Origin of the sequence: Aquisalimonas asiatica (assembly GCF_900110585.1) — a bacterium.
Taxonomy (GTDB): Bacteria; Pseudomonadota; Gammaproteobacteria; order Nitrococcales; family Aquisalimonadaceae; genus Aquisalimonas; species Aquisalimonas asiatica.
The window spans coordinates 46,712-66,351 of the sequence record NZ_FOEG01000011.1 but is presented as its reverse complement, the minus strand read 5'-3'; the positions used below and the strand labels follow the sequence as shown (position 1 = coordinate 66,351).

General features: G+C 67.2%; 19 protein-coding genes and 1 tRNA gene. 15 read left to right on the top strand and 5 right to left on the bottom strand.

Annotated features, from left to right (window positions below):
- The 3 genes from BMZ02_RS16605 to BMZ02_RS16595 are packed head-to-tail and all read right to left on the bottom strand — an operon-like array spanning position 1 to position 1,855.
- Entirely contained in the window at positions 1–753 is a 753-nt protein-coding gene (locus tag BMZ02_RS16605) for a HesA/MoeB/ThiF family protein (protein WP_091645913.1), read from the bottom strand.
- Complete coding sequence (gene prmC / locus BMZ02_RS16600) at positions 746–1,585, bottom strand: peptide chain release factor N(5)-glutamine methyltransferase (RefSeq protein ID WP_091645911.1); 840 nt, start codon at positions 1,583–1,585, stop codon at positions 746–748. The genes BMZ02_RS16605 and prmC overlap by 8 nt, the downstream gene beginning before the upstream one ends.
- 3 nt (positions 1,586–1,588) lie before the next feature.
- Positions 1,589–1,855 carry a Trm112 family protein gene (locus BMZ02_RS16595; RefSeq protein WP_091645909.1) on the bottom strand — a complete coding sequence of 89 codons (267 nt, stop codon included), beginning with the start codon at positions 1,853–1,855 and terminating at the stop codon, positions 1,589–1,591.
- A 200-nt stretch (positions 1,856–2,055) separates the two neighbouring features.
- Here BMZ02_RS16595 and BMZ02_RS16590 point away from each other — a divergent pair, with 200 nt between their 5' ends.
- The 6 genes from BMZ02_RS16590 to BMZ02_RS16565 all read left to right on the top strand — a co-directional run bounded on the left by BMZ02_RS16590 (position 2,056) and on the right by BMZ02_RS16565 (position 7,700).
- Positions 2,056–3,237 (top strand): AAA family ATPase, encoded by a 1,182-nt coding sequence (locus BMZ02_RS16590; RefSeq protein WP_171909967.1) that lies wholly within the window; start codon positions 2,056–2,058, stop codon positions 3,235–3,237.
- 87 nt (positions 3,238–3,324) lie between these two features.
- Positions 3,325–4,413 (top strand): 3-deoxy-7-phosphoheptulonate synthase, encoded by a 1,089-nt coding sequence (locus tag BMZ02_RS16585; protein WP_091645905.1) that lies wholly within the window; start codon positions 3,325–3,327, stop codon positions 4,411–4,413.
- A 191-nt stretch (positions 4,414–4,604) separates the two neighbouring features.
- Positions 4,605–5,036, top strand: a complete 432-nt coding sequence (gene dksA, locus BMZ02_RS16580) for an RNA polymerase-binding protein DksA (RefSeq protein WP_091645903.1) — start codon at positions 4,605–4,607, stop codon at positions 5,034–5,036.
- Between the two features lie 254 nt (positions 5,037–5,290).
- On the top strand, positions 5,291–6,088 hold the full coding sequence (locus tag BMZ02_RS16575) for a metal ABC transporter solute-binding protein, Zn/Mn family (RefSeq protein WP_171909966.1): 798 nt from the start codon (positions 5,291–5,293) through the stop codon (positions 6,086–6,088).
- Complete coding sequence (locus BMZ02_RS16570) at positions 6,088–6,864, top strand: metal ABC transporter ATP-binding protein (RefSeq protein WP_091645900.1); 777 nt, start codon at positions 6,088–6,090, stop codon at positions 6,862–6,864. The genes BMZ02_RS16575 and BMZ02_RS16570 overlap by 1 nt, the downstream gene beginning before the upstream one ends.
- Entirely contained in the window at positions 6,861–7,700 is an 840-nt protein-coding gene (locus BMZ02_RS16565; protein ID WP_216110892.1) for a metal ABC transporter permease, read from the top strand. Before BMZ02_RS16570 ends, BMZ02_RS16565 begins: the two co-directional genes overlap by 4 nt.
- Positions 7,701–7,703: 3 nt before the next feature.
- Here the strand turns inward: BMZ02_RS16565 and prfA are convergent, their stop codons facing one another.
- A complete protein-coding gene (prfA, locus tag BMZ02_RS16560) occupies positions 7,704–8,798 on the bottom strand; it encodes a peptide chain release factor 1 (RefSeq protein WP_091645898.1) in 1,095 nt (364 codons plus the stop codon).
- Between the two features lie 21 nt (positions 8,799–8,819).
- Positions 8,820–10,085 (bottom strand): glutamyl-tRNA reductase, encoded by a 1,266-nt coding sequence (gene hemA, locus BMZ02_RS16555; RefSeq protein ID WP_091645896.1) that lies wholly within the window; start codon positions 10,083–10,085, stop codon positions 8,820–8,822.
- Between the two features lie 320 nt (positions 10,086–10,405).
- Here hemA and BMZ02_RS16550 point away from each other — a divergent pair, with 320 nt between their 5' ends.
- The 9 genes from BMZ02_RS16550 to BMZ02_RS16510 all read left to right on the top strand — a co-directional run bounded on the left by BMZ02_RS16550 (position 10,406) and on the right by BMZ02_RS16510 (position 19,583).
- Positions 10,406–12,130 (top strand): tetratricopeptide repeat protein, encoded by a 1,725-nt coding sequence (locus tag BMZ02_RS16550; protein ID WP_171909965.1) that lies wholly within the window; start codon positions 10,406–10,408, stop codon positions 12,128–12,130.
- Positions 12,131–12,132: 2 nt separating this feature from the next.
- A complete protein-coding gene (lolB, locus tag BMZ02_RS16545) occupies positions 12,133–12,750 on the top strand; it encodes a lipoprotein insertase outer membrane protein LolB (RefSeq protein ID WP_091645893.1) in 618 nt (205 codons plus the stop codon).
- Complete coding sequence (gene ispE / locus BMZ02_RS16540; RefSeq protein ID WP_425425095.1) at positions 12,734–13,627, top strand: 4-(cytidine 5'-diphospho)-2-C-methyl-D-erythritol kinase; 894 nt, start codon at positions 12,734–12,736, stop codon at positions 13,625–13,627. Before lolB ends, ispE begins: the two co-directional genes overlap by 17 nt.
- A 4-nt stretch (positions 13,628–13,631) precedes the next feature.
- Positions 13,632–13,706 (top strand) — tRNA-Gln (locus BMZ02_RS16535).
- Between the two features lie 51 nt (positions 13,707–13,757).
- Positions 13,758–14,696, top strand: coding sequence for a ribose-phosphate diphosphokinase (locus BMZ02_RS16530; protein WP_091645889.1), 939 nt, complete (start codon positions 13,758–13,760; stop codon positions 14,694–14,696).
- Between the two features lie 154 nt (positions 14,697–14,850).
- The gene (locus tag BMZ02_RS16525) at positions 14,851–15,567 is read left to right on the top strand and encodes a 50S ribosomal protein L25/general stress protein Ctc (protein WP_091645887.1); all 717 of its coding nucleotides are present in this window, start codon (positions 14,851–14,853) and stop codon (positions 15,565–15,567) included.
- 29 nt (positions 15,568–15,596) lie between these two features.
- Positions 15,597–16,196 (top strand): aminoacyl-tRNA hydrolase, encoded by a 600-nt coding sequence (gene pth / locus BMZ02_RS16520; protein ID WP_091645886.1) that lies wholly within the window; start codon positions 15,597–15,599, stop codon positions 16,194–16,196.
- A gap of 25 nt (positions 16,197–16,221) precedes the next feature.
- The gene (ychF, locus tag BMZ02_RS16515; RefSeq protein ID WP_091645884.1) at positions 16,222–17,313 is read left to right on the top strand and encodes a redox-regulated ATPase YchF; all 1,092 of its coding nucleotides are present in this window, start codon (positions 16,222–16,224) and stop codon (positions 17,311–17,313) included.
- A 341-nt stretch (positions 17,314–17,654) separates the two neighbouring features.
- Positions 17,655–19,583 (top strand): hypothetical protein, encoded by a 1,929-nt coding sequence (locus BMZ02_RS16510; protein WP_091645883.1) that lies wholly within the window; start codon positions 17,655–17,657, stop codon positions 19,581–19,583.
- Positions 19,584–19,640: the final 57 nt, after the last annotated feature.

Genomic DNA, 19,640 nt, shown 5'->3' with positions numbered 1-19,640 from the left:
TCACCCCCGTGTGCCGCAGACCTGGCACGCGGGGTCCCGCGCCACCGTAAAACTCCGCCATTCGCCCGAGCGCGCGTCCCAGAGCGTGAACCGGCCCGTGGCCGGAGTGCCGAAACCGGTAATGAGCCGGATCGCTTCGGTGGCCTGCAGGCTGCCGACAACACCGACCACCGGCCCGAGCACCCCCGTCTCGCTGCAGGTCTCGTGCGGCGTGTCGGCGTCCGGCGGGAACAGGCAGGCGTAGCACGGGCCGTCGTCCAGGTCCGGCCGGAATACCCCGAGCTGCCCCTCCAGGCGGATTGCCGCGCCGGAGATCAGCGGTGTGCCCGTGGCCACGCACGCGGCATTGACCGCGAACCGGGTGTCGAAGTTGTCGGTGCCGTCGAGCACCACATCGGCGGCGGCCGCCGCCTCATGCAACAGGTCGCCTTGCAGGCGATCATTGATCAGCTCGATTCGCGGCTCGGGGTTCAGGGCGTGCAGCCGGTCCCGCGCCGACGCCGTCTTCGGGCGGTCGACATCCGCCGTGCCGTGGAGGATCTGCCGCTGCAGGTTGGTGAGATCCACATGATCGTCGTCTGCAAGGACCAGCGTGCCGATGCCGGCAGCGGCGAGGTAGAGTGCGGCGGGGGAGCCGAGGCCGCCCAGCCCGACGATCAGGACCCTGGACCGGGACAGCGCCTCCTGGCCCGCCATGTCCACGTCGGGCAGCATGATCTGGCGGCTGTAACGCAGCAGGCCCGCGTCATCCATGGTCCTCGTCTCCTCGCAGACAGCCTTCGGTGCAGCGCTCCAGGCCCTGCTGGTCGCGATGGGTGCGAACGGCGCTGAAGCCGGCTGCCGACAGGATCGCGCGGACGGCCTCGCCCTGGCGGTGGCCATGTTCCAGCAACAGCCAGCCCGTGTCGGTCAGGTGGGCCGGCGCCGCCGCGACGATGCAGCGGATCGCATCCAGTCCGTCGGCCCCCGCAAGCAGCGCGCCCGCCGGTTCATGGGTGGCGACGTCCGCCTCCAGGTCCGGATCGTCGTCGGCGACGTAGGGCGGGTTGCTCACGATCAGATCAAACGTCTGCCCGGACAGCGGCGTGAACCAGCATCCGTGGCGCCAGTCCACGTCCAGGCCGAGCCGGTCGGCATTCGCCCGTGCGACGGCCAGGGCGTCGGCGCTCGCCTCCACCGCGGTGACGCGCCACCCGGGCCGTTCCGATTTCAGGGCCAGGGCGATGGCGCCGCTGCCGGTCCCCAGATCAGCCACGGAGGCCGGGCCGTTGGCCGGAACCAGCGTCAGGGCGCGCTCGACCAGCTCCTCCGTCTCGGGGCGCGGGATCAGTACGCGGGGATCGACGGTCAGCTCCAGCGACCGGAACGGTTGTGTGCCGATGAGGTAAGCGAGGGGGGTGCCGCCGCGGCGCTGCGAGACGAGGTCCCGGAAGGCGGTGGCCGTGCTCGCGTCCAGCGGTTCGTCGGCGGCGAGCTGGAGCCGGGCGCCGGACAGGCCCGTGACATGCATGAGCAACCAGTCGGCCTCGCGGCCGTCCAGTTGCTGGCGTGCCGCGCGGAGCAGGCTGGCCGGCGTGCGGTCCACGGGTCAGATCCAGCCGAGCCCGCGCGCGGTGAGCGCCCGTTCCTCCAGCAGCACGGGGATGCCGTCCTCCACCAGGTAGATCCGCTCGCCGTTCTCGGTGATCAGTGCCTCGGTCACCGGACCGTTCACGGCCGTGCCGTCCTGGTATTGCGCCCGCCCGTCCTCGATGGCGGCGTTCAGGGCGTCAAGCCGGTCGCGGGAGAGCGGCTCGAGCGGGATCTTGGTGACCGGACAGCAGAGAATGTCCAGCAGTTTACGGTCGACGGCCATGGTCTTGCCTCGCAGCGATCAGCGTGTGTCGGTTGTGCGGTTGCCCCCGCGCCTGTGCCGGCGGCGCCATGGGGCATGATAGCGCGGGGGCGGGTGGCAACACGAGCATGAAGCGCGGCAGGCGGGCGCGCGCGGCGGATGGGCTCAAGAATCGGCGCCTGGTGCCGTTCAAGAGGGTAAGGCAACAGGGAGCCGGGTCCATGGATCTGTCCGCATTTCACCCCGTCGAGGGGGAGTCCAGTTACGCGATCTGCGCATTCTGCCGGCGCGGGGCCGAGCAGGTCGATGAGCTGGTGGCGGGCCATGACGCGGCAATGTGCGGCGACTGTGCGGCGGTGCTGCACGATGAGGTGCAGGAGCAGCGGCAGGCCTGGTTACGCGACCGGATCCGCAATCTGCCCACACCGGCCCGGATCCACGGGTGGCTGGACGAGCGCGTGGTGGGCCAGGAGCAGGCAAAGCGTGTGCTTGCGGTCCAGGTCCACAATCATTACAAGCGGCTGGCCCTGCGCGGCATGCACGACGCCGGGGTGGTTCCGGGCAAGGCCAACGTGCTGCTGTCGGGGCCGACCGGCAGCGGCAAGACCCACTTGCTGCGAACCCTGGCCCATCGCCTGGATGTGCCGTTCACGGTGGTGGACGCCACCACGCTCACGCCCGCGGGCCATGTCGGGGAAGGGGTCGAGGCCATCGCACAGGGGCTGCTGCGCGACTGCGACTGGGACCCGGCCTGTGCCGCGCGCGGTATCGTCTACATCGACGAGGTGGACAAGCTTGGCGGGGCCGATGCGGACGGCAACGGTGTGGCCGTGCAGCAGGCGCTGCTGCAGTTGCTCGAGGGGCGCCGGATTCCGGTGACCGGGCCGCGCGGAGGGCGCCTCAGCATGCATACCCGGGACGTACTGTTCGTCGCCGGAGGCGCATTCACCCAGGCGGTGGAAACGGCCGCTCCGGCGCCGGGGTTCGTCAGGCCGTCGGCGCCTGGCGTGGCCGACGACCCGGCGCAGTGGCTGTTGCGGCAGGGGCTGATTCCCGAGCTCGTCGGGCGGTTTCCCATTCATGCGGCGCTGGATGCAGTGGACATCCCGGCCATGCGCCGCCTGCTTGTGGAGCCGCCGGATGCGCCGCTGCGGCAGATGGCGGCACTGGTGGCCGACGAGGGCTGCGCGCTGGAGGTCACGGCGCGGGCACAGGACCAGCTGGCATCGAACGCGATTGCCAGGGCGACCGGTGCGCGGGGGCTGCGCGGTGAAGTGGAGCGGGTGATGCTGGACGTGCTGTTCGAGCTGCCCGGGCGGGCGGATGCGCGGGGCGTGGTCGTGGATGTGGTCGACGGCGAGGTCCGGGCCGAGCTCCAGGTCGCCCAGCGGGCGGCGTGTTGATCGAATCATGGCGACACGTAGCCAATCCCGTCACGGCTCGCTACCATACCGGGTTCCGTAACGCCTTTGGAATTCAGGTGAACCCCTATGGTCGATCCAGTTGCCGTCAATGGCTCCGTCGACGACGTCAACGTCGTCTCTCAGGAGCTTCTGCCCACCCCCGAAGAGGTGCACCGCCACCTGCCTCTGACCGAATCCGCCCGGGATACGGTCATCGTCGGGCGCAAGTGCGTGGAGGAGATCCTCGATCGCAAGGACCCGCGCATCTTCATGGTGATCGGGCCGTGCTCCATCCACGACGTCGAGGCCGCGCGGGACTACGCCCGTCGCCTGAAAGCCCTGGCCGACGAGGTCAAGGACACCATCTTCATCGTCATGCGGGTCTACTTCGAGAAGCCGCGCACCACCGTCGGCTGGAAGGGGTTCATCAACGACCCGCACATGGACGACTCGTTCCGCATTGATGAAGGCCTGCACAACGCCCGTGCGCTGCTGCTGGAGTTCGCCGAGATGGGGTTGCCGACCGCCACGGAAGCGCTGGACCCCATTACGCCGCAGTACATCTCGGATCTGATCACCTGGACCGCCATCGGCGCACGCACCACCGAGTCGCAGACCCACCGGGAAATGGCCAGCGGCCTGTCGACGCCGGTCGGGTTCAAGAACGGCACCGACGGCAATCTCACCACGGCCATCAATGCCCTGCACTCCGTTGCCAACCCGCACAGTTTCCTGGGGATCAACTACCAGGGGCAGTGCTCCATCGTGCGCACCCGTGGCAACCGCTACGGCCACCTGGTGCTGCGTGGCGGTGGCGGCAAGCCCAATTACGACTCCGTCAGCGTTGCGCTGTGCGAGAAAGCGCTTGCGGATGCCGGGCTGCCCCCGAACATCGTCGTGGACTGCAGTCATGCCAACAGCAACAAGGACCCTGCGCTGCAGACGCTGGTTCTTGATAATCTCGTGAATCAGATCACGGAAGGCAACCGGTCTCTCGTTGGCATGATGGTCGAGAGCAACATCAACTGGGGGAACCAGAAGCTCACCGATGATGTCTCCGACCTGCAGTACGGTGTTTCCATCACCGATGCATGCATCGACTGGGAAACCACCGAGCAGGCGGTCCGTGACATGGCGGAGCGTCTGCAGGGCGCTCTCCCGGAGCGTACGGAATGAGTGAACGGGTTTTGCGCCGTTCCAGCCGCGCTGATATAAAGACAGCAAGGCCGGTCGGCGCGGGCGGCCGGGAATCCCGGTCGGAAATGATGATGGGGTGTGCGTGATCGCAGCCCCGGTCCCGATGTCCTGGCAGGGATGAGTAGATCGGGATGCCCCGGGCGGGGCATGAACGATGGAGGTAGTCAGCGATGAACGACAAGAACAGAATGCCGGTTGAGGACATTGCGCCGTACCAGGAGCAGGACGGTGAGGAGTACATGAGCACCGGGCAGCTGGAGCACTTCCGGCAACTGCTCCTGGCGTGGAAGCGGCAGCTCCAGGAAGAGGTGGAGCGGACCGTGCACCACATGCGCGATGATGCCACCAACTATGCGGATCCGGCCGACCGTGCGACTCAGGAAGAAGAGTTCGCGCTGGAACTCCGCACCCGGGACCGGGAGCGTAAACTCATCCGCAAGATCGACCAGACCCTGGAAGCGATCCGCAAGGATGACTACGGCTTCTGCGAGCAGTGCGGCGTCGAGATCGGGCTGCGTCGACTGGAGGCGCGGCCCACGGCGACGCTGTGCATCGACTGCAAGACCCTCGAGGAGATTCGCGAGAAACAGCGCGTCGCCTGACCGGCGCGGCTGCGTCGGTACACCGGCAACGGGCCGTCACGGCAGTGGCGGCCCGTTGCCGTTTCAGCGTCTCCCGTCGCGCGCCGGTGTCGGGAGGAATGCACGGAAGGGACACGGTGGCTTGTTAATGTTATCATGTTGCATTAACCCATCAGAGTGACGTGAAACAACCAGCCATGTATCCGCCCGTGATTCGACGAGTTATCGCCGCCGTCCTGCTGTGCTTCCCGGCTACCCTGCTCGGAGCCGTGCCCGTGACGGTCAGTGTGCCGCCCCAGGCCTACCTGGTGGAGACCATCGGTGGCGACCGGGTGGATGTCTCGGTGATGATCGAGCCCGGGCAGTCGCCGCACACCTTTTCGCTGTCACCGCGCCGGATGATGGCGCTGGACAGCGCCCGCCTGTACTTCAAGGTGGGGCATCCCGATCTCACCTTCGAGCGGCGTTTTCTCCAGCACGTGGAGGACGAGGGGCGTGGGGCACGGGTCGTGGACCTGGCCGAGGGCGAGGATTTCCTAGACATCGACGGGGGCGGTCACCATCACGACGGTCATGACCATGGTGAGACCGACCCCCATCTCTGGGTGTCACCGCGCATCATGCGCGAAGCCGCGGGGCGTGTGGCGGAGGCGTTGATCGAGATCGATCCGGATGGCGCCGAGCACTACCGTCAGGGGCTGGAGCGGTTCCGGGAGGACGTGGACGCCCTGGACGACGAGCTCAATGGCCTGTTCGCCGATCTCGAGCGCAGGCGATTCGTGGTCAATCACCCGGCCTGGGGTTACTTCGCGCGCGATTACGGGCTGGAGCAGGTGGCCATCGAGTCCGGTGGCAGGGATCCGTCCCCGGCTGAACTGGCGCGCTTCATCAGCGACGCCCAAAGCGAGGGTGTGGACGTGATCTTCGTCCAGCGCGGCTTCTCCGAGCGCAGCGCCAACACCATCGCCCGGGAGATCGGAGCGGTGGTCAAGGTGGCCGATCCCCTGGCCGCGGACTGGCTCGAGAATCTGCGGGCCATCGGTGCCGCCATTCACGAGGCGGTTGAGTCGTGATGCGTGCCGGCGGGAGCGAGGCTGTTGTCGATGTCCGGGGGCTGACGTTCGGCTACGATCGTGAGCCCGTGCTGCGCGACGTGGACCTGCGCATCGGCCGCAACGACTTCCTCGCCATCATCGGGCCGAACGGTGGCGGCAAGACGACGCTGCTGCGGCTGATGCTCGGGCTGGAGACGCCCTGGCGCGGGGAGGTGACCTGGCCGACCGGCGTCCGCCCCGGTCATATCGGGTTCGTGCCCCAGTTCTCCACGTTCGACAAGAATTTTCCCCTGCGCCTGCGGGACGCCGTGCTCATGGGGCGTCTCGGGCGGGGCGGGTTGCTCGCGCGCTATGGCCGTGCCGACCATCGGGCGGTGGATGCGATCCTCGAGCGGCTGCACCTGGGTCATCTGGCCTTCGCGCCCATCGCCGACCTCTCCGGCGGCCAGCTCCAGCGCGCCCTGATTGCCCGGGCGCTGGTGGGGGAGCCCCGCATTCTCCTGCTGGACGAGCCCACGGCCTCCGTGGACGCCGAAACCCGGCAGGTGCTCGGGCAGGTGCTCGAGGAGCTCAACCGCGACATCCCCGTGGTGGTGATCACCCACGACATCACGGCATTCGCCGCGCAGGTCAAGCAGATCGCCTGCGTCAACCGGGAGTTGTTCTACCACGGTGACGGGCAGCTCAGCCACGCCGACCTGGCCGAGGCTTATGGCTGCCCGGTGGAGCTGATCGCCCACGGCGTTCCCCATCGGGTGCTGCACGATCACGCGCGGGATGCGGTGGGATCATGAGCGAGCTGCTGGCGCTGCTGAATTACGAGTTTGCGCGTAATGCCCTCATGGCCGCGGTGCTGGCCAGTGTTCTCGCCGGCACTGTCGGCACCTTCGTGGTGGTCAAGCGCCTGGTGTTCATTGCCGGTGGCATCAGCCACGCGGCGTTTGCTGGGCTGGGGTTCTTCTACTGGCTGGGGGGCAACCCGCTGACCGGTGCGGTGGTGGTGGCCGTGCTGGCCGCATTGCTGCTGGGCTGGCTGGGCGAGCACCGGGCGCGCTCCCAGGATGCGCTGATCGGTGTGCTCTGGGCCGGTGGCATGGCCACGGGCATCGTGTTCATCCACCTCACGCCCGGCTATACGCCGGACCTCATGACCTACCTGTTCGGCGACATCCTCACCGTCAGCCGCGCCGACGTGTATCTGCTGGCGGCGCTCACCGTCGGTGTGATCGTGGTCATGGCCCTGTTCTACCGGACGCTGGTGGCGGTGGCTTTCGACGAGACCTTTGCCGCCGTTCAGGGCGCGCCGGTGAAGTGGATGACGACCCTGTTGCTGGTCCTGGTGGCGCTGTCGGTGATCATGCTGATCCAGGTCGTGGGCATCGTGCTGCTGATCGCCCTGTTCACCATCCCCCCCATGATCGCCCTGATGCTGGCGCAGCGGTTCATCGTGGTTCTGGGCATCGCCGTGGCGGCGGGGCTGATCACCTCCACCGGGGGGTTGGCCGGGTCCTACTGGCTGGACCTGCCCTCGGGGCCGGCAATCGTGCTGTTCGGCATCATCGCGCTGGTTCTGGTTCGTGGCTGGACGGCCGTGACGGCCGCCGGCCGGCGAGCCAGTGGCGCAGGCTGAGCCTCAGGCACTGTCGCCCCGGGCCAGCGCCGCAAGCTGATCCGCCTGATGCTCCTGGATCAGCGGCCCGATCACCGGGTCCAGATCGCCCTGCATCACTGCTTCCAGCTTGTACAGCGTCAGGTTGATCCGGTGGTCGGTGACCCGACCCTGGGGGAAGTTGTAGGTGCGGATCCGTTCCGAGCGGTCGCCGCTGCCCACCAGTGACCGTCGCTGCTCCGATTGTTCCGCCTCCTGCTGGGAGCGCTGCGCATCCGTGAGCCGCGCCTGCAGGAACGACATGGCCTTGGCGCGGTTCTTGTGCTGTGACCGCTCCTCCTGGCATTCCACAACGATGCCCGTGGGCAGGTGGGTGATGCGGATGGCGGAGTCGGTCTTGTTCACGTGCTGGCCACCGGCGCCGGAGGCCCGGAACGTGTCCACCTTGAGGTCGTTGCTGTTGATGGCCACGTCCTCCAGCTCATCCGCCTCCGGGAGCACCGCCACCGTGCACGCCGAGGTATGGATCCGCCCCTGGGACTCCGTCTGCGGCACCCGCTGGACGCGGTGGGCGCCGGACTCGAACTTCAGGCGCGAATAAGCCCCGTCGCCGATGAGCCGTACGATGATCTCCTTGTAGCCACCCTGCTCGCCGTGGCTTTCATTGATCACCTCCATGCGCCATCCCTGGGCCTCGGCATAGCGCGCGTACATGCGGTAGAGATCGCCGGCGAACAGCGCCGCTTCGTCGCCGCCGGTGCCCGCGCGGATCTCGAGAAAGATGTTGGCGTCATCGTTCGGGTCGCGCGGCAGCAGCAGGATCTCCAGCTCGCGCTCCAGCGCCTCCAGAGCGGCACGGGCGGCCTCCGCCTCGTCTTCGGCCATGGCGCGGATGTCTTCGTCGCTGTCCTGGCGCATGGATTCGGCGGAAGCCAGCTGCTCCTCCGCCGCGTGGAATCGCCGGAACGTCTCCACCAGCACCTCGAGCCGCGCATACTCCCTGGAGAGATCGCGGAACTGGCGCTGGTCCTGGATGACCTCCGGCTGCGAGAGCAGCCCGCTCAGCTCCTCGAAACGGTCCTGCAACTGCTCCAGCCGGGCTCGAATGGATTGCTTCAACGGTCACGCACCCTCTTTGTCTCAGCTTTGTTCGTCGTCGGTCCCCAGCAGGAACTGCGCCTGTTCCAGGAGATCGGTGCGGCCATTCTCGCTGGCCTCACGCAGGCGGACCGTCGGCTGATGCAGCAGCCGGTTGGTCAGCGTGTGTGCCAGGTATTCCATGACCGCCTCCGGGTCCTCGCCGCGGGCAAGGCGTCGTCTGGCCCTTGCCAGCACCTCGTCGCGGTGGGCGGCGCCCTGGTCGCGGTAGCGCCGGATGACCGGGACCGAGTCGAGGCTGCGCAGCCATTCCTGGAACCGCTCAACCTGCAGGTTGATGATTTCCTCGGCCTGCTGTGCCGCGTCCTGCCGGGAACGCAGGTTCTCCTGGATGACTTCCTGGAGATCATCGACGGTATACAGGTAGATGTCGTCCAGATCGCCCACTTCCGGTTCGATATCCCGGGGGACGGCGATATCCACCATGAAGATCGGGCGGTGCTTGCGGCGCTTCAGCGCCCGCTCGACGCTGCCCTTGCCCAGGATGGGCAGTTGGGCCGCCGTAGAGGCGACCACCACGTCCGTCTGCTCCAGGTAATCGGGCAGCGAGCTCAGCTCGATGGCCTGACCGCCGTAGCGGTCGGCCAGGTCCCGCGCCCGCTCGCGGCTGCGGTTGGCGACAATGAATCGCCGCATGCCCTGGTCATGCAGATGGCGGGCGGTCAGTTCGATGGTCTCGCCCGCGCCGATGAGCAGCCCGGTGTAACCGGAGAGATCACCGAAGATCTGCCGGGCCAGCGTTACGGCAGCAAAGGCAACGGACACCGGGTTGGAGCCGATGCCCGTCTCGGTGCGCACCTGCTTGGACACGGCGAACGCATGCTGGAACAGCCGGTCCAGCACCTGGCCGAGCGTGCCGGCGTTCATGGCGTCGTTGTAGGCTGCCTTGGTCTGGCCGCCGATCTGCGGCTCCCCCAGCACCAGTGAGTCCAGCCCCGGCGCCACGCGCAGCAGGTGGCGCACCATGTCCGCATCCTGGTGCATGTAGAGGTAGGGGCGCAGCCACGCCGGATCCACGGCGTGGGACTCCGCCAGCCATTGCAGGACCGTATTCGGGGAGCCGTGGTCGGCGAGCACGGTATAGATCTCGGTGCGGTTGCAGGTGGAGATCAGTGCCGCCTCGCGGACCCCGGGGCGTGTCTTGAGCCCTTCCAGGGCATGACTCACCTGCGCCTCGTCGAAGACAAGCCGCTCTCTCACCTCAAGAGGTGCACTCTTGTGACTGAGTCCAAGGGTGAACAGTGGCATCGATGATCCGGACGTATCCGCGGGCATGGGCTGTCCCGGCTGGCGTATCAGCTGATGCGGTCAATGATACCGCACCAGGCCCCGCAACTCGCACCGCTCCGGGCCGGCCGACCCGGCCTGCGCCGCATCGGCGGACGAGGCGTGCAGATTGTCGGGAATTCGCCACGGGAATACAAGGAGGGGCGCACCGGAGACGGGCCTGTCTCGGCCGGGGACGGGCGGGTATAGTAGGCGACGGGTTTCACTCCCGGGTGGCGTGGTCGCATACCGGAAAGGATCAAGGGGGCGGAAAGAGAGTGGCTGAACGGGATGGCCTGGCAATGTTGACGCGCTTTGCGGGCATGCTGAGCGTGCTGGCGCTGGTCGGCTGTGCCAGCGTGGGTGACCGGGATGCGGCCGACACCGCCGACGAGCCGCGGCCCGAAATTCTGGAGCCGGAGTCGGTGCCGACGCCGGACGAGGATCTTCTCTATCAGGTCATGGTCGCACACCTCTCGGGCGCTGCCGGCGACCTGGAGCAGTCACTGGTTGCCTGGCACCAGGCCATGCAGCTTACCGACGACCCGCGCGTGGCCGAGCAGGCGACGCAGCTCGCCATGTACGCCGATGATGAAGCCCGCGCCCTTGCGGCCGCGGAGCGGTGGGCCGAGCTGGTGGACGAGCCCACGCCACAGCTGCACCAGATTCTCGGCTTTCTCTACCTGCGCGAGGGCGAGGCCGAACTGGCCCGTCAGCACCTGCGCAGCCTGCTCGATGCCGATGACCATTCGCCCGCCGATGTGTTCGAGCGCATGGAGGCGGTACTCGGTGGCGTGCAGGACCGGCGCGCCGCCCTGACCGTGGTCCAGGGGCTGGTGGGTGACCACCCGGACGAGGTCGCCGGCTACCGCCTGCTGGCTGGTCTGGCCCTGGAGGCGGGGGAGCCGGCGGTCGCGCTGGACGCGGCCAACGAGGCCCTGGCGCTGGAGCCCGATGACCGTGACCTGCGTATCATCAAGGCCGAAGCGCTCCTGGGCATGGGCGAGACGGATCAGGCCCTGGTCGTGCTGGACGAGACGCTGGCGGCCTACCCCGATGACTGGCAGCTCCGTCTCGACTTCGCGCGGACACTGCTGGATGCGGGGCATGATGAACGGGCGCTGAGCGAGTTCGAACGGCTCCACGAAGAGCGTCCCCACAACGGCGACGCCCTCTACGCCACCGCGCTGCTGACGCTGGAAGCCGGTTACCCGGATGAGGCCAGGCGTTATTTTCAGGCGTTGCTGGATCTCGGTGAGCGCGTCGGTGCGGCCCATTACTTCCTCGGGCGCATCGCCGAAGATGCCGGTGACCGGTCGGAGGCTGCCCACCGGTACACGCGGGTCGATGGCGAGTACGAAGCCCAGGCGGCGCTGCGGCACGCCGTGATCCTCGGGGAGCAGCAGCGCTACTCCAGGGCTGCCGAAGCCTTCGACGACTACCGGTCGCAGTTCCCGGAACACGCCGTGCGCGCCTACCTGCTCCAGGGGGACATGCTGCGTCGCGCCGAGCGTTTCGACGATGCGCGCGACCTCTACCGGGAAGCGCTGGAGGACCACCCGGACCGGGCCGAGCTGCTCTACGGGCGCGCACTGGTGCACGCCACGGACGGTGACGTGGACGCCGCAGAGACCGATCTGCTGGAGGTGCTCGAACGCAACCCCTCCCATGCCCATGCGCTGAATGCGCTGGGCTATACGCTGGTGGACAGGACGGACCGCATCCAGGAGGGCTTCGAGTACATCCGCCAGGCCCATGAACTGGAGCCGGACGATCCGGCGATCCTCGACAGCATGGGCTGGGCCCATTATCGCCTCGGTAACGACGCAGAGGCGCTGGACTACCTGGAGCGAGCCTATGCCAAGCAGCCCGACGGCGAGATCGGCGCGCACCTTGGCGAGGTGCTCTGGGAGCGAGGGGAACGGGAGCGGGCGCGTGATGTCTGGAGGGAAGCACTGGAGCGGGAGCCGGAGCATCCGGTGCTGCTCGAGACCCTGGAGCGGCTCGCCCCCGACATGAAGGAGTAGTGATGCCTGGCCTGCGTCGCCTTGCCCTGATTTCCCTGGTTACCGGCCTGATTGCCGGCTGCGCGACCGTCCCGGACCGGGACGATGCCGAGCGCGAGGCGCTGCTCGAGGAGCGCACGGAGCGGCTCGAAGCGGTGTCTGTCTGGCAGGCCAGCGGCCGCGCCGGGATTACCACCCCCGACGACAGCGCCAGCCTGAGCATGGACTGGCGCCAGGCCGGCGAGGCCTATCGCCTCGACCTGCGCGCGCCGATGGGGGCCGGCAGTTTCCGGCTGCAGGGCGATGATCAGGGAGTGGTGCTGCAGACCTCCGATGGTGTGACCGACAGCGCCGCGGACCCGTCCGAGCTGCTGTTCCGCTACACCGGGTTCGATCTGCCGGTCGCCGTGCTGCCCTGGTGGCTCCGGGGCGTCCCTGCGCCGGGCATGGAAGTCACGTCCATGGAACTGGATCGCCAGGGGCGCATCGAGCGAATGGAGCAGGCCGGCTGGACCATCGAGTACACCGCCTACGACACCGTCGGCTCGCTGGACCTGCCCGTGCGACTCTTTCTCGAAGGGGAGGGCGTGAGGCTGCGGGCCCACATCCGCGACTGGGATACCGGTGACAGTGACATCTGATCCCGGCCCGGGCTGGACCACCTGGCCGGCGCCCGCGAAGGTGAACCGCTTTCTGCACGTGCTCGGTCGGCGGCCGGATGGCTATCACGCGCTGCAGACCCTGTTTCAGTTCCTGGACCGCGCCGATGCCGTTCACCTGCGTGTGCGCGAGGACGGCCGTATCGTGCGCGCCGGCGAGGTTGCCGGCGTCCCGGAGGACGACGATCTCAGTGTGCGTGCGGCGCGCGCCCTGCAGCCGTACGGCGCTGCCTGTCACGGAGCCGACCTTCGGGTGGACAAACACCTGCCGGCCGGAGGCGGGCTGGGTGGTGGCAGCTCCGATGCGGCCACGGTGCTGGTGGCGCTGAACCACCTCTGGGGGTGTGGCCTGGATCCCGCCACGCTTGCGGAGATCGGCCTTACCCTGGGCGCCGACGTTCCGGTGTTCGTGCGCGGCGAGGCCGCCTGGGCCGAGGGGGTTGGCGAGGTTCTGCGCCCCGAGGAGCCGGACCGCCCCTGGTTCACGGTGCTGGTGCCGGACTGTCAGGTTAGCACCGCAACGGTCTTTCAGGCGCCGGAATTGACAAGAAATTCCGCCCCCATCACAATAGCCGACTTCCGTTCCGGCGGGTCTAGAAACGATTTCGAAACGGTCGTGCGGAGACGGTATCCGGTCGTCGACCGCGCGATGAACGCGCTCTCCGCGTTCGGCGAGCCGCGGCTGACGGGAACAGGCGCATGCGTGTTTCTCGCCTGCAGCAGCAAAGCCGAAGCGGAAGCGGCCTGGGCGCAGGCGCACGCCGATGGCTGGCGTGGTTTCGTTGCCCGGGGGCTGAACCGGTCGCCACTGCTGGACCGGCTGCAGGCCATGGCCGCGCAAGACGTCGGAGCCGATTGACTTCTGGGGTGTAGCCAAGCGGTAAGGCAACGGGTTTTGATCCCGTCATTCCCAGGTTCGAATCCTGGCACCCCAGCCATTCCATTCCGGATCGCACACGAGCGGGATCAGCGTGACTGAAAACGGACACATGATGGTCTTCGCGGGTAACGCCAACCCGCAACTGGCGGCCGCAATCAACGAACATCTGCGCATCCGGCCCGGTTACGCCGTGGTCAGCCAGTTCAGTGACGGCGAGGTCAACGTCGAGATCGACGAGCACGTGCGCGGCAAGGACGTCTTCATCGTCCAGCCCACGTGCGCCCCGACCAACGACAACCTCATGGAGCTGCTGATCATCGCCGACGCCCTGCGGCGTTCGTCCGCGGCGCGGATCACGGCGGTGGTGCCCTACTACGGCTACGCCCGTCAGGATCGCCGCCCGCGCTCCCAGCGCGTGCCGATCTCCGCGAAGCTGGTGGCGGACATGATCCAGGCGTCGGGCGTCAACCGTGTGCTCACGGTTGACCTGCACGCCGACCAGATCCAGGGGTTTTTCAACATCCCGGTGGACAACATCTACGCCTCGCCCATTCTGCTCGGCGACATCTGGCGGCAGGTGTACCCGGAGAAGGTGGTGGTGAGCCCCGACGTGGGCGGTGTGGTGCGCGCACGGGCGGTGGCCAAGCGCCTCGGTGACGCCGATCTCGCCATCATCGACAAGCGCCGGCCCAAGGCCAATGAAGCGCAGATCATGCACATCATCGGCGACGTGAAGGGCAAGACAGCCATTATCGTCGACGACATCGTGGATACTGCCGGCACCCTCTGCCAGGCCGCGCGCGCACTGAAAGAGCATGGCGCCGAGCGGGTCGTGGCGTACATTACCCACCCGGTCCTCTCCGGCAAGGCGATCGAGAAGATCGGCGCCTCGGAGCTGGACGAACTGGTGGTGACCGATTCCATCCCGCTCAGCGACGAGGCGGAGGCCTGTCCGCGCATTCGGCAGGTCAGCATCGCCGAACTGCTGGCGGAGAGCATTCGCCGGATCAGCAACGACGAGTCGGTGAGCGAGCTGTTCGTGGAGTAAATGAGGCCCCGTAGGAGCGGCGCAAGCCGCGATTGCTCCGGTAAGTGGGGGTGTCGCCGCTGAAGCCGCTCCTGCGGTGCAAGCAGGTTTTCTTTCACCCGATCCTCTCTGGTCGCGGAGAGGTTCGGGTTTCATTCGTTATGGAGACGAAATCATGTCCGTTGAACTGAAACTGAGTGCCGAGCCGCGCACGGACGCAGGGAAGGGTGCGAGCCGCCGCCTGCGTAAGGTCAAGACCGTGCCGGCCATTGTCTATGGTGCCGGCAAGAAGCCGGAGATGCTCAAGGTGAGCCTGTTCGAACTGAGCAAGCTCATGGAGCGCGAGGCGTTCTTCTCCCAGATCATCACGCTGGAGGTGGAAGGCAAGAAGCAGCAGACCGTCCTCAAGGACATGCAGCGCCACCCCTTCAAGGACCTGGTGATGCACCTGGACTTCATGCGCATCAAGGCCAACGAGAAGCTGACCACCCAGGTGCCGGTGCACTTCCTGAACGAAGACACCTGCAAGGGCGTCAAGGCCGGTGGCGTGATCCATAAGGACATGATCGAAGTGGCGATCAACTGCCTGCCCAAGGATCTGCCGGAGTACCTGGAAGTGGACCTGGCCGACCTGGATATCGGCGATTCCGTGCACCTGTCCCAGCTCGACGTGCCCAAGGGTGTGGAGCTGGAAGCGTTCGCCCATGGCGGCGACGAGCACGATCACGACCACCCGGTGGTCAGCATCGTGCAGCCGCGTGCCGCCAAGGCCGAGGACGATGAGGAAGAGGCAGCCGAGGACGCCGCTGCCGATGCCGGCGACGCCGGTGAAGACGCCGGCGGCGATGAGGATGCCGGTTCCTCCGACGAAGGTGACGAAGACAAGGGCTGATCGCCCGCCGACCACCACGGGTTTCCGTTATGGCCACCGAGCAGACCGCGATCCAGCTCATCGTCGGGCTTGGAAACCCGGGTGACAAGTATGTCGGCACGCGTCACAACGCCGGGTTCTGGTTCGTCGATGAGCTGGTCCGGCGTTGTGGCAGCGCCTTCCGCCCGGAATCCCGCATCCGCAGCGAAGCGGCGCAGGTGGAGATCGCTGGCGTGCGCTGTCATGTCCTCAAGCCGCTGAGCTTCATGAACCGCAGTGGCCAGCCCATTGCGGCGGTGGCGAATTTCTACCGCATTCCGCCGGAAGCGGTGCTGGTCGCCCATGACGAGCTGGACCTGCCCCCCGGGGTGGTCCGCTGGAAACGCGGCGGCGGGCATGGCGGCCATAACGGCCTGCGGGACACCATACGTGCCCTCGGGTCGCGCGAGTTCCAGCGCCTGCGTATCGGTATCGGCCACCCCGGCCACGCCGATGACGTGGTGCCGTACGTGTTGAGCCGCCCGTCTCCTGACGATCGCCGAGCCATTGACGAGGTGATCGACGAGGCGGCCGACGCCATGACGCTGGTATTCGAAGGCAACGCGGACAAGGCCGTGCAGCGGCTGCACTCGCGCAAACCCGAGACCTGATTCCACGGACCAATCGAGAGGCGTCATGGGCTTCAAATGTGGCATCGTCGGCCTGCCCAACGTGGGCAAATCGACCCTGTTCAATGCGCTGACCCGCAACGAGATTCCGGCTGAGAACTATCCGTTCTGCACCATCGACCCCAACGTGGGTATCGTCCCGGTGCCGGACCCGCGGCTGGATCAGCTGGCGGCGATCGTCCGCCCCCAGAGCATCCTGCCCACGACCATGGAGTTCGTGGACATCGCCGGCCTGGTTTCGGGCGCATCGCAGGGGGAGGGGCTTGGCAACCAGTTTCTCGCCAATATCCGCGAAACCGATGCCATTGCCCACGTGGTGCGCTGCTTCGAGGATGGCGACGTCCACCACGTGGCAGGCCGTGTGGACCCGGTGGATGACGTGGAGACCATCAATACCGAGCTGGTGCTGGCCGACCTGGACAGCGTCGAGAAGGCGCTGCAGAAGGCCGAGCGGCAGGCCAAGTCGAACGACAAGGACGCCATGCGTCGCCGCGACGTGCTCAAGCGCCTGCGCGATCACCTGGCTGAAGGCGAGCCGGCCCGCATGCTGCAGCTGGAGCCGGAGGAGCAGGCGCTGGTGCGGGAGTTCCATCTGCTCACCGCAAAGCCCGTGCTGTACGTTGCCAACGTCACCGAGGGTGGTTTCGAGAACAACCCCCACCTGGACCGGCTGCGCGAGATGGCCGAGCGGGAACAGGCCGGGGTCGTGGTCCTGTGCGCTGCCATCGAAGCAGAGCTGTCCCTGCTCGACGAAGCGGACCGGGACGAGTTTCTGGCCGAGTACGGGCTGGACGAGCCCGGGCTCAACCGGCTGATCCGCGCTGGCTATGACCTGCTTGGCCTGCGCACCTACTTCACCGCCGGCCCCAAGGAGGTCCGTGCCTGGACCATTCTCAAGGGCGACACCGCGCCCCAGGCCGCCGGGCGCATCCACACCGACTTCGAGCGGGGCTTCATCCGCGCCGAAGTGATCGGGTTTGATGACTACATCGCCTGTGGCGGTGAAGCGGGCGCCAAGAACGCCGGCAAGACGCGCCTTGAGGGCAAGGAGTACATCGTCCAGGAGGGCGATGTGGTCCACTTCCGTTTCAACGTCTGAAGAGGCCGTGCCCCTCGGCCATGGTTGCCGGCCGGCGGCCGCATACCAGTAAACAGGCGCAGCGACACGGGTGGGTTTCTGATTTGTGACCCGTGTCGCAAGCCTCGCGATCGCTCTCCCGCCCCCCTTTCTTTCCCGTCGAGTGGTGGATAGTCTCTATTTTGCGACACCGGTGTTGCGGGAACACCAGCGTCGCCGTCCATAAGCAGACAGACGCCGGTATACGGCGCGGCAGGGCCGCCAGCCAGGAGCCACCACGGGGGAATGCACGCTCGCATTCAACGAAGAATGCTGCTGGCAGCGGCTGAGAAAACCAGAACGAACGATTGTGCGGGGCATGTATGGGTGTGCGTCAGGGTGGATTCCGGTGCCTGTGTCTGGGCGCCGGCTTGCTGATTGCGGGCAGTCACGCTGCCATCAGTGATGACAACGGGGGGAATGGCGTCGAGAGCGGAGAGCTTGAGCAGTCCGAACGCCAGGCCATTCTCGGCATCAACTCGGTCGGGCTGGAAGAGACCAGCTATCGCTTCCCTGTGCGTTACTGCCCGCATGAACGCGACTGCCGCGACCGCGGCGCGTGGCGGGTATCGCTGCCCCAGGGGCTGGCGGATGCGGTGCTGGCCGACAACATGGCGGCGATCGTGCCCGCCCGTTACGACCGGCTGATGCTCTCCGCGGACGGGACGCGTATCGAGACGGCCACGGAGGTCACCGAAATCGAGGAAAGCTGGGTCGAGTCGTTCCAGTTCCCGGCCGGCGGCGATCTCGATGCGTTCACCTCGCACCTGCAGGGCTATCTCAACGATCAGATTGCCGACCCGCTGGCGGAGCTGATGGCGGCCTCCCGCCAGGCCCGGTATGACGAGATGCCCCGGGAAGAACAGACCCGTTTCATCGAGGAACGGGCACGGGAGGCCGGCATCCCGGCCGACGTGCTGGAGGGGCTGCTGAGCTCGGCCTACACCTTTGCCTACCATATTCCGCCCATACGTGGCGGGCAGTTCACGGTCCGGCAGATCCAGCGTGAACGGGCCGACGGCACCACGTACTACGTCTACCGAACGTCCCTGAGCGCCCCCGTCCACACCCGCCTGACGGTATTCGCCTTCGATGGCGAGGCGTTCGAGGTCTACAACATCATCGACACGGAGCCGGGCAACTTCATGGAATCCTGGGCGCAGCAGATCTCCGGCAGCGCCTCGGTCACCACCCGCTCCCGGCCCCGTCGGGATGATGCCCAGGCCATTTTCGAGCGGGCCTACGCGGCCTCCTTCGGTGACACCGTCAATGCGCTCAACGTGCGCCTGAAAGACGACGAAGCCTTCACCGTGGCTGCGCCGGCCCTGTCGGCCGACAATGGCGCCGTGGAGATGACGGTGGGCAATCAGGAGAACCTCCGCCCCGGCGCCGTCGTGCGGGTGACCCGCGTCATCGACGGTGAGCGTGAGGACATGGGCTGGGGCCGGGTCCGGGATGTGGGGGACTCCTGCCTCGCTCTGCCCGAAGACGAACGCACCACGACCCGCGCCGACCTGGTGGTGGACGCCGGTGCGGACGCCTACGACCAGGTCCGCGAGATTCCGTACACGGGCGTCTTCGGGCGTTTCGGTGTCGGACAGGAAACCTCGACCCTGACCAACGGCGAGGACACCGACGCCGGCGAGCCCACGTACCTGGATCTGGGGTTCGTTGCCGACTTCGCTTTCCTGCGCAACAACGCCTCTCTGCATGGCATGTGGACCAGCGTGGATATCGGTATCGGCGCGCTCGGTGATGGCACGTTCCAGGGGGACGAGGTCGAAGGTGGCATGGCCTTTCGCCTGCGTACCGGCATCGAGTATCGCCGGCACCTCCTGGGCGCGTTCTACGGCTCCGTTGGCGCCGACTTCGGCGTCGAGGGACAGCGTTACGAACTCCGCGAGGAAGACCTCACGGCAACATCCCTGTTCGTGAACCCCCGGGTCGGCGCTGGCTACTACTTCGGGCCGAAATGGCAGGTCCAGGCCAGTGTCGGGTATCACCAGCCGGTCTCCGAGGACGTGGATTACGACGGCACCGGCGATCACCCGGACGTCTTCGAGGGCGGCGCCAACGCCATGCTGAGCATCGGCTACCACGTGGATTTCGCGGGCCCGTTCGCCAACTCGGCCGCCATGCCCAGCGAGCGCTGCCAGGAGATTCGCGACAACGGTGGCCAGGATCCGGTGTCCGCCGGCGCGGGCAGTCAGGATTTCGCGGGCGCACTGGCCTGCGCCCAGGCGTCGCGCTGAGCCGGTTACCGCCTTGGCGTGATGCGCGTCACGGCCGTTCACGTGCAGTGAACGCCC